The organism is Sphingomonas sp. CCH9-F2, assembly GCF_001556735.1.
Lineage (GTDB): Bacteria > Pseudomonadota > Alphaproteobacteria > Sphingomonadales > Sphingomonadaceae > Sphingomonas > Sphingomonas ginsenosidimutans.
This window is the reverse complement of record NZ_LSJO01000398.1, coordinates 1-9,825: the sequence shown is the minus strand read 5'-3', so window position 1 is coordinate 9,825 and position 9,825 is coordinate 1. Positions and strand designations below refer to the sequence as shown.

Here is a 9,825-nt window from a genome sequence, read left to right as displayed (position 1 = left end):
AACGGGGGGTAGGGGGCGGGGTAACGCCGGTTAATCGATCCGTTTCGGCGGCAAGGCAGTCATTGCCGCCGAAACGGAAGCACAAGCGCGCGACAGGATAATTGCGTCACGCTCCAATCGCGGTCATGAGCAGGACCGCGAACCGCCCCGCCAATCACCTGTATTACGGGGATAATCTCGACGTACTGCGGCGCGAGATCGCGGATGGCAGTGTCGACCTCGTCTATCTCGACCCGCCGTTCAATTCGAATGCCAGTTACAACATTCTGTTCAAGTCGCCGACCGGCGCCACGGCAGACGCACAGATCGAGGCGTTTGCCGATACCTGGCACTGGAACGAGCGTGCCGAGGATGCCTTCGACCAAGTGGCGCGCAGCGGCCATACGCGCGCGTTCGATCTTCTGAACGCGATGCGCCGGTTCCTGGGCGACAACGACATGATGGCCTATCTGGCGATGATGGCGGTGCGTATGGTCGAACTGCACCGCGTGCTGCGGCCGACGGGCAGCCTGTATCTGCACTGCGATCCCACCGCGAGCCATTACCTGAAGCTGCTGCTGGATGCGGTGTTCGATTCACCGCAGTTTCGCAGCGAGATCATCTGGAAGCGGACCAGTTCCCACAATAGTGCGCGCCGTTGGGGGCCAATACACGATGTGATCCTATTTTATTCCCGATCGGCGGACTATCTTTGGAATAGGGTCGATATGCCGTACGATCCCGACTACACGCACCGCTATTACCGGCATGTCGATGGCGACGGTCGCCGGTATCGCCTGAGCGACCTGACCGGCAGCGGCACGCGAAATGGCGAGAGCGGTCGATCTTGGGGTGGGTTCGATCCCACCGTGCATGGAAGACACTGGGGTATTCCCACCATCGTCAAACAGGAATTCGGCGATCGATCGCTAACGCCCCACGGCTGGCTCGACCTTTTTCGCGAGCACGGATTGATCGAGATGAGCGGCCGCGGCGGGGGTTGGCCGCATGTCCGCCGCTATCTAGATCGAATGACGGGGCAGGCGGTGCAGGATATCGTGGACGACATTCCGCCGTTGTCGCAGCGTCATGCCGAGCGCCTCGGCTATCCGACACAAAAGCCGCTGGCTCTCCTCGAACGGATCATCGCCGCGTCGTCGAACGAGGGCGACGTGGTGCTCGATCCGTTCTGCGGGTGCGGGACGGCGGTGCATGCGGCACAGAAGCTGGGGCGGCAGTGGATCGGGATCGACGTCACGCATCTGGCGATCTCGCTGATCGAGAAGCGGATGCAGGCGGCGTTTCCGGGTGTCGCCTTTACCGTCGAGGGCACCCCCAAGGATCTGGAGTCGGCCATGGATCTGGCGCGGCGCGACAAATATCAGTTCCAGTGGTGGGCGGTGTCGATGGTCGATGCGATGCCCTATGGCGGCAAGAAGAAGGGCGCCGACGGCGGGGTCGACGGCATCATCTATTTCAAGCCCGATGGAAAGCGTACCGAAAGGGCGATCGTCTCGGTCAAGGGCGGGGACCATGTCGGGGTCGGGATGATCCGCGACCTGCATTCCGCGATGGAGCGAGAGAAGGCGCCGGCGGGCATCTTCCTGTGCAAGGCAACGCCTACCACCGCGATGGAAAAGGAGGCCGCCGCGGTCGGGCGGTTCGCCGCGGCGGCGACCGGCAAGACCTATCCACGGCTGCAGATCATCACGCTGGCCGAGCTGTTTCGCGGCAAGCGTCCCGACCTGCCGCTGGTCGATCCGACGGCCGCGTTTCGCCGCGCCGCGCGGGAGGATACCGGGCGCCAGGCTTCGCTGTTCTGAACGGCCCCTTGCGCGCCCGGCGCGCGCTCGCCACCTTTGACGGCGAAGCGCGGGAAGCGATGGCAGCGCCCGCATCATGCGGTGTGCGCTCGCCTTCCCTTTTGTCGCCGTCTGGGCTATGGCGCCGCGCATTGAACGCGAAAGAGACACCGTTTGGCGAAAGAAGAACTTCTCGAGATGCGCGGGCAGGTAGTGGAACTGCTGCCCAATGCGATGTTCCGTGTCCGGCTCGAAAACGACCATGAAATCCTGGGGCATACCGCCGGCAAGATGCGCAAGAACCGCATCCGCGTGCTGGTGGGGGACGAGGTGCTGGTCGAACTGACCCCCTATGACCTGACCAAGGGCCGGATCACCTATCGCTTCATGCCCGGTCGCGGCGGCCCCGGCCCGTCCTGACGCCCGCCGGGCCGGCGGATACCGATGCCGGCCGGCGCCATGACCGCGGGTAGCCCATGACGACGCTCGTCCTCGCTTCCTCTTCCCCGCGCCGCCGCGACCTGCTGGCGCGGATCGGCGTGGTGCCCGCGCGCATCCATTCCCCCGACATTGATGAAACGCCGCGCCCGCGCGAACTGCCGCGCGCCTATGCGCTGCGGCTGGCCGAGGAGAAGGCGCGCGCGGTCCCGCGCGAGGCGGGGGAGGCGGTGCTGGCCGGCGATACGACGATCGCGCTGGGCCGGCGCATCCTGCCTCCGGCGGACAGCGAGGACGTGCAGCGGGCGCTGCTACGGCTGCTGTCCGGGCGGCGGCACCATGCGCTGTCGGCGGTGTGCGTGATCGCGCCGGACGGTACGGTGCGCATCCGGCTGGCCGATACGATCGTCGCGTTCAAGCCGCTGTCGGAGGCCGAGATCGCCGCGTACATCGCGTGCGGCGAGGGGCTGGGCAAGGCGGGCGGCTATGCGATCCAGGGGCGCGCGGAGGCGTTCGTCCGCTTCCTGCACGGCAGCCATTCGGGGGTGATCGGCCTGCCGCTGTTCGAAACGCGCGCGTTGCTGGCGGCGGCGGGCGTCCCGCTTGGCTGAATGGCTATATGAGGACGGCGTGGGCGAGGCGCGTGCCGCGCTGGTCGCCGGGGAGCGCATCCTGGCGGCGCGGATCGAACTGCCAGCGACATTGCGCGTCGGCACGGTGGCGCGCGCGCGGCTGACCGAGCGGACGGTCGCGACGCTGGACGACGGGCGCGAGGTGATGCTGGACCGCGCGCCGCCCGGCGTGACGCTGGGCGCGGCGCTGACCGTCGAGGTGGTGCGCGAGGCGATCCCCGAACCCGGCCGCGCCAAGCGCGCGCGGGCACAGGTCAGCGATGCCGCGCCGGCCGCCGGACCCGACCTGCTGGCGCGGATCGCCGCCACTGGGCATCCGGTGCGGCACCTGCGCGCGCATGAGGCGGACGCGCTGGAGGCGGCGGGCTGGTCCGAGGTGCTGGAGGAAGCGTCGGGGGGCGAGATCGCGTTCGCGGGCGGCGTGCTGCGGCTGTCGCCGACCCCGGCGATGACGCTGTTCGATGTCGACGGCGACCTTCCGGGCGAGGCGCTGGCGGTGCGCGCGGCGACTGCGGCGGCGCTGGCGATCCACCGCCACGGCATCGGCGGGTCGATCGGCATCGACTTCCCGACCGTCACCGGCAAGGCCGCGCGCCAGGCGGTGGCGGCCGCGATCGACGCCGCGCTGTCGCCGCCGTTCGAGCGGACCTCGGTGAACGGCTTCGGCTTCCTGCAGATCGTGCGCCCGCGCCCGCGCGCGTCGCTGCCCGAACGGATCCGCGACGATCCCGTCGGCGCGGCCGCGCGTGCCGCGCTGCGCATGATCGAGCGCACGCCGGTGTCCGCGCCGGCGCGCTTCCGCCTGCCCGATGCGGTGCGCGACCGGATCGAGGCGACACCGGCGTGGATCGCGGAGATCGTGCGCCGGACGGGGCGAGCCCCCATATTCGACCGATGACGAAACGCTGTCCGATCTGTGCCGCGCCGGCCGTGCGCGATCATGCCCCCTTCTGCTCGCGCGGCTGCGCGAGCCGCGACCTGCTGCGCTGGCTGGACGAAGGCTATCGCCTGCCCGGTGCGCCGGTCGATCCGGAAATGATCGATGTGGTGGGCGCGGAAGGGCTGGACAGGCGCCGCGACACCGATTAGGGACCGCGCCTCATCGCTGTTCGCGATAGGCCCAAGTAGCTCAGTTGGTAGAGCATACGACTGAAAATCGTAGTGTCGGTGGTTCGATCCCGCCCTTGGGCACCATTTCCATGATCGTCGGATAAGCCGCATCGCGGCGCGCGGGTGGCGGCGGGACGCGCACCGGCACGCCCCGCCGTCCGGCATCAGATCAGCGCGAATTCGTCGAACTTGATCGGGTCGCGCGCCGGGTAGCGGGTGTCGAACGCGAAGCTGCTGACGGTGCCCGTGCCGGTGTCGAGAATGCTGTAGGCGGTGATGTCGTTGCTCGACACGAACGGCACCGAGGTGTTGCCCCCGGCCAGCTCGACCATCGGCTGGCGCAGCGACGGGAAGATCGCCGGCCGGTCATGCGGGTCGCCTTCGCGCGGGTAGTCGTCCTGGTTCCAGGTGAAGGACGTCCCGGCCGGCAGCCCCGGCGCGGGCACCGCCGTGCGGCGCGGCGCGAGATTGTCGACGTAGGCGCCGTAGCTGTTCCCGACGTTCGACGTTTCGAGATAGTTGAGCGTGCCCACCTTCGACCGGCACCACAGGTGCGAATGGCCGACATGCACCAGCTGCACCCCCGCCCCGACCAGCAGCGGTTCGATGTCGCTGCGCCACAGATCCTGCGACAGCGGATAATCGTATTTCACGAAGCGCATCCGCCCGGCGTCGATGATCGGCTGGATCTGCGTGTTCCAGGTCGTCGCGTCGATCGGGAAGGGGATCGGCCCCAGCGTGCGCACCGCGCCGCCCGCGTCGGCATATTCGAAGCTGGCCTGCGTCTGCGCCATCACCGGGATGGCATTGTCGCCCAGCCCGAACACCGACTGGTGGACCATCACCACCTTGTATTTCGCGGTGCGGAACGCCTCGCTGGCCAATATGCCCTGAAGCCAGCTGTACTGGCGCGATCCCTTGGCGAACGGATGGAACTGGAAATCGCCGAAGCCCCATTCGGCGGGCCTGTTCATCGACGCGGTCGCCTCCGACAGCTTGCCGCGGCCGGTCGCGCCCCAGCTGCGCCAGATGCGGTTGCCGTCCATCGCGATCAGGAACAGGTCGCCGATGCGCTGCGCGTAATAGCGACCGCCCTCCGGCCCCTGCGGCAGGGTGAAGACTTCGCTGTAGGACACGATCTCGAACGAATTGTCCTGGATCCAGCGTTCGCGCACGGCATCGCTGCCCGACGGGTTCACGGTCGCCTTGACCTTCTCATAGGCGATTTCGGCATACCAGCGCGGCTGCGGATCGTTGAACATGGTGTTGAGCGTGTTGGCCGCGTTCCACCGCCCCGAATATTCGTGGTTGCCCAGGATCGGATAGATCCAGCCGTTCTGGAGCAGCGCGCCGCCGGTATAGGTCGACGTCGGCTGCCATTTGCGCATCGTCCCCTGCAATGCGCCGAAGAACGGCGGCAGGTTGATGACGCTGTTGTCGAACCATTCCGACGCACGATTGGGCACGTTGACCAGATCGCCGGCGAAGAAGATGCCGTCGATCGGCCCCTGCGTTTCGAACACGCGCTCGTAATTGGCGGAGGCCATCTTCTTGAGCTGAAGGTCGGAGGTCAGCAGGATGCGCGTCTTCTGCCCGGCGGCGGGCAGCGGCTGGAGCGTCGCCTCGCCGCTGCGCATCGTCTTCACGCCATCGTTGCTGACCGCGACATAGGGGACGCGCTCGCCCGGTTTCAGCCCGGCGACCAGCGCCTCGTGCTTCCAGATGTCGCGCTGCGTGAGGCCGGTGTAGCTGCGGCCGGCGACGGTCGAGGTCGCATCCTCGTACATTCGCGACAGCGGCGTGGAGGTGGCAGCGACCTGCGCGCCGAAATTCGCGCCGTAGCGCACGGCATGGTCGCGGCCCTGGAACTCGGTGAACCACACGACGCGCACCGAATCGGCGGTCGGCAGTTGCAGCATCGGTTCGCTGAGCACCAACGGCTCGTTGACGAACATCGCGGTCGGCAGCGGTGCGGCGGTGGGTGTCGGGGAGGGCGCGGGCGCCGGTGCGGGAATGTCACCGTCGCCGTCGCACGCGGCGACCATACCGCTGCCCGCCGTCGCCATCGCCAGCAGGCTGGCGCGGCGCGTGAATTCCCGCCTGTTCATGTCCCGTCCCCTGGTTACCTACCAGAATGGTGGAACAACGACTCTACATTGGAATGAAGTTTCGGTGACGGCGCCATGTCGCCGCTATGTCGAAGCGTTGCTGTCCCATGCGGCGATCAGCGCCTCGCCCGTTTCGGGGCGCAGCGTGAAGATGCCGCTGTCGGCGTGGCGCGTGGGATGGACGCGATTGGTCAGCAGCGTCCAGGCCAGGCCGCGGTCGTGATCGACCCACAGGCCGGTGCCGGTGAAGCCGGTATGGCCGATCGTGCCGGGGGAGCAGGCCTGACCGCCCGACCATCCGGGATGGCGGATTTCCCAGCCGTGGGTGCGTTGCCCCTCGACCGGCGTGCGGATCGCGTCCAGCATCGCGGGCGACGCGCCGCTGCCGTCGAGCAGCCCGCGCGCGAAGTCGAGGACGCCGTCGACCGTGCCGAACAGCCCGGCATGGCCGGTGCGCCCGCCCATCGCGAAGCAATTCTCGTCATGCACCTCGCCCTGAAGGACGCGGCCGCGCCATGGGCAATGTTCGGTGGCGACCGCCGGGCCGGGGGGCGGTCCCCAGCTCAGGCCGGCGCCCAGCGGCAGCGCGTCGAGGCCCGCGCCGGTCAGCCGCTCCACCGCGATGCCCAGCAGGATGAAGTTGATGTCCGAATAGACCGGCGGCCCGTGGCGCCATTCGCGCTGGAGGACGAAGGCGCGCAGCCGCGCCGGATCGTCGCCATAGGTGTAGATCGGCTCCACCGCGGGCAGGAAGGTGCGATGCACCAGGCAGTCGCGGAAAGTCAGGCGCCGTTCGGGGGCGCCGGCGACGTCATATTGGCGCAGGTCGGGGATGGCATCGGTGAGCGGGCGATCGAGATCAAGCCGCCCTTCGTCGGCGAGCTGCAGGACGAAGGTGGTGGTGGCGATCACCTTGCTGACCGAGGCGAGATCGAACCAATGCGCCGTCGTCAGCGGCTCCGGCGACGGCACGCGCCGCGCCAGCCCGGTGCAGCGCACCGCGCGGCGCCCGTCGGTGGTGACGAGACCCAGGATCGCGCCCGGGATGCGCGCGGCATCGACATAGGCGCGCGCTGGCGCGAAGGCGGCGTCGGCGACGGTGTCGAGGTCGGTCATGCGTGATCCTCCGGCCGGGCGGCGACGCGCGCCAGCAACGGCAGCAGCGGGATGGCGGCAAGGCTGACGATTCCGGACAGCAGGAAGAAGCCGTCATAGCCGATCGCCCCCACCATCGTCCCCCCGGCGCCCGCCAGCAGGCGGGGCAGCAGGAAGGCGAAGCCGGTCAGGAACGCATATTGCGCGCCCGGATAGCGCGGGTTCACCAGCAGCGAGAGATAGACGACGAACACCGCACCGGCGAAACCGTTGCCGAACTGGTCCGCGGCGGTCGACACGTACAGCAGGGCTTCGTCCACCCGCTGATGCGCGAGCCAGACGAAGCCGAAATTGCCCGCCGCCGCGACCACCGCGCCCAACGCCAGCAGCCACGTCATCCGCCAGCGCGTCGCCAGCCAGCCGCCCAGCCCGACGCCCGCCATGCTGGCGACCAGCGCAACGAGGCTGTCGGCCCGGCCGATCTGCGTCAGCGAATAGCCCAGCCCCTTGATCATCGGCTTTGACAGGTTGAGCGCCAGCACGTCGCCCATCCGGTACAGCGACACGAACGCCATCAGCAGCAGCGCCCCCGCGCCGTAGCGCCAGAAGAAATCGACATAGGGGCCGAGCACCGTCGAGGTACGCAGCCGCGACGTGGGGGCTGCGTTGCGGATCCACGGCAGCGCCGCGCCCATCGCCAGGAACGGCACCATGCACAACACCAGCACATACGGGGTCACGTTGCTGCCCGCGCCGATCCCCAGCCCCGCGGCGGCCGACAGCGCGGCCCAGCCGACCGCGGCGGTCACCAGCGTGGCGGCGCCGAGAATGACGAGGCTGGCGACCAGCCCGGTCGCCAGCCCCACCCAGCGCCCGCCGCCGCCTTCGCCGTCCGGGCGCATCGCGACCAGCAGCGGAAAGGGCAGGAACGCCGCCACCGCAATCACCAGATAGGCCGCCACCCAGCCCGCGCCGTCGGCGACGATCAGCGCGCCCGATCCCGCCGCAACCATCGCGGTGCGATAGCCCCACAGGTTCGCCGCGACGATCGGCCCCTGTTCGTCCTGCGTGGGGTAGAGTTCGATACGCCAGGCGTCGGCGGCGACCTCCAGCGTCGTGGTCCAGAACGCCAGCAGCACCGCGAACAGCGCGGTGATGGCCAGGCTGGCGTCGCCGGCGGTCAGCGCCATCGCGATCATCGCCGAGAAGATGCCGAGCTGCGCCAGCATGATCCAGCCGCGCCGCTTTCCCCAGAAGCGCCCGAAGCCGGGAATCGAATAGCGATCGAGCAGCGGCGCCCAGACGAACTTGAGCGTCGGCAGCAATTGCACCCAGGCGAAGAAGCCGATCACCGCCAGCGCGACGCCATGCGCCTGCAACCGCAGCGTCAGCACGGTCGAGAACATGTAGAAGGGCAGTCCCGCCGCGAAGCCGAGCAGCGCGTACAGCGCCATGCCGCGCGGATCGCGGGGGCGGGGCGTGTCGGCAGGTACGGGTGCGGCGGGGTCGGTCATCGCGGCACGGTCCGCGCTTCGCCCGACCGCGTCAATCCCGCCCCCAACCCGCGGTTATGGCCAAGTGCCGCCTATTCATGGCACAGCGCCCGCGCGGCACGGCAAGGGACGGATATGACGACGACGCGCTATTTCCTGGGGATCGATGCGGGCGGCAGCCACTGCCGCGCGCGCATCGCCGACGCGACCGGCCGGCTGATCGGCAGCGGCGCGACCGGTCCGGCCAATGCCCGCGTGGGGATGGAGCAGCTGCGCGCGACGCTGGACGCGGCGATCGCGCAGGCGGCCGCAGAGGCGGGGCTGACCGCGGACGATCTGCGCGACACGAGCGCGGGGATGGGGATCGCGGGCATTTCCCGCCCCGGCGTGCGCGAGGCGCTGGCGGCGCTCGACTGGCCGTTCGCGTCGGTCACCTATGTCACCGATGCGGTGATCGCGAACCTGGGCGCGCATCGCGGCGCGGACGGCGCGATCCTGATCCTGGGGACGGGCAGCATCGCGCAATTGCGCATCAACGGCACCGACGTGGCGATCGGCGGATACGGCTTCCCGATCTCCGACGAGGGGAGCGGGGCGGCGCTGGGGCTGTCGGCGGTACGCCATGCGCTGCGCGCGCTGGACGGGCGCAGCCAGCGCACCCCGCTGAGCCTGGCGGTGTCGGACCGCTTCGGCCATGCCATTCCGCAGGCGATCGCGTGGATGGATCGCGCGACCCCGCGCGACTATGCCGCGCTGGCGCCGCTGGTGATGGACCATGCCGAGGCGGGCGATGCGATCGCGCGCTCGATCGTCGAGGATGCCGCAGCGCACGTCGAACGCTTCATCGAGACGGTGTTCGAACGCGGCGCGCCGTCGTGCGTGCTGATGGGCGGGCTGGCGCCGCGGCTTCGCCCGTGGTTGCGCGCACGCACCGTCGCGCAACTGGGCGAGGCGCAGGGCGACGCGCTGGACGGCGCGCTGTTGCTGGCGGGGCTACCGGGGGACGCCCGAGCAGGGTGACGGCATCCGTTGCGCGCGGCCCGCGCGACTCTCACACGGCGCGGCCGGGCCCCTCGCCGCGTACCGCCGCCAGCAGGCGTTCGGCATTGTACGGCTCTCATGACTGCCATCCGAGACGCTGGCCGAGTTTACTCCTTCGCTGGCCTCG

The 9,825-nt window shown here is 69.2% G+C and carries 9 protein-coding genes and 1 tRNA gene; 7 read left to right on the top strand and 3 right to left on the bottom strand.

Translation table 11 applies throughout. The features are described from left to right. The first annotated feature begins 125 nt into the window (after positions 1-125). From AX685_RS11655 to AX685_RS11630, 6 genes are all read left to right on the top strand, one after another. Entirely contained in the window at positions 126-1,802 is a 1,677-nt protein-coding gene (locus tag AX685_RS11655) for a DNA methyltransferase (protein ID WP_066488852.1), read from the top strand. 153 nt (positions 1,803-1,955) lie between these two features. Continuing rightward, positions 1,956-2,201, top strand: coding sequence for a translation initiation factor IF-1 (gene infA / locus AX685_RS11650; RefSeq protein ID WP_022685627.1), 246 nt, complete (start codon positions 1,956-1,958; stop codon positions 2,199-2,201). Positions 2,202-2,257: 56 nt separating this feature from the next. Next, positions 2,258-2,830 carry a Maf family protein gene (locus AX685_RS11645; RefSeq protein WP_066488850.1) on the top strand — a complete coding sequence of 191 codons (573 nt, stop codon included), beginning with the start codon at positions 2,258-2,260 and terminating at the stop codon, positions 2,828-2,830. Next, entirely contained in the window at positions 2,823-3,749 is a 927-nt protein-coding gene (locus AX685_RS11640; protein WP_066488843.1) for a ribonuclease, read from the top strand. Before AX685_RS11645 ends, AX685_RS11640 begins: the two co-directional genes overlap by 8 nt. Continuing rightward, positions 3,746-3,940, top strand: coding sequence for a DNA gyrase inhibitor YacG (locus AX685_RS11635; protein ID WP_066488841.1), 195 nt, complete (start codon positions 3,746-3,748; stop codon positions 3,938-3,940). Before AX685_RS11640 ends, AX685_RS11635 begins: the two co-directional genes overlap by 4 nt. A gap of 29 nt (positions 3,941-3,969) precedes the next feature. Further along, a tRNA-Phe gene (locus tag AX685_RS11630) sits at positions 3,970-4,045 on the top strand. Positions 4,046-4,125: 80 nt separating this feature from the next. Here the strand turns inward: AX685_RS11630 and AX685_RS11625 are convergent. The 3 genes from AX685_RS11625 to AX685_RS11615 form a co-directional block, all read right to left on the bottom strand. Then, positions 4,126-6,069 carry a fibronectin type III domain-containing protein gene (locus tag AX685_RS11625; protein WP_066488839.1) on the bottom strand — a complete coding sequence of 648 codons (1,944 nt, stop codon included), beginning with the start codon at positions 6,067-6,069 and terminating at the stop codon, positions 4,126-4,128. A gap of 84 nt (positions 6,070-6,153) precedes the next feature. Next, positions 6,154-7,185 (bottom strand): serine hydrolase domain-containing protein, encoded by a 1,032-nt coding sequence (locus AX685_RS11620; protein ID WP_066488837.1) that lies wholly within the window; start codon positions 7,183-7,185, stop codon positions 6,154-6,156. Then, positions 7,182-8,678 (bottom strand): permease, encoded by a 1,497-nt coding sequence (locus AX685_RS11615; protein ID WP_231738818.1) that lies wholly within the window; start codon positions 8,676-8,678, stop codon positions 7,182-7,184. The genes AX685_RS11620 and AX685_RS11615 overlap by 4 nt, the downstream gene beginning before the upstream one ends. Before the next feature lie 114 nt (positions 8,679-8,792). Here AX685_RS11615 and AX685_RS11610 point away from each other — a divergent pair, with 114 nt between their 5' ends. Continuing rightward, positions 8,793-9,677, top strand: coding sequence for a BadF/BadG/BcrA/BcrD ATPase family protein (locus tag AX685_RS11610; RefSeq protein WP_066488834.1), 885 nt, complete (start codon positions 8,793-8,795; stop codon positions 9,675-9,677). Positions 9,678-9,825 lie beyond the last annotated feature (148 nt).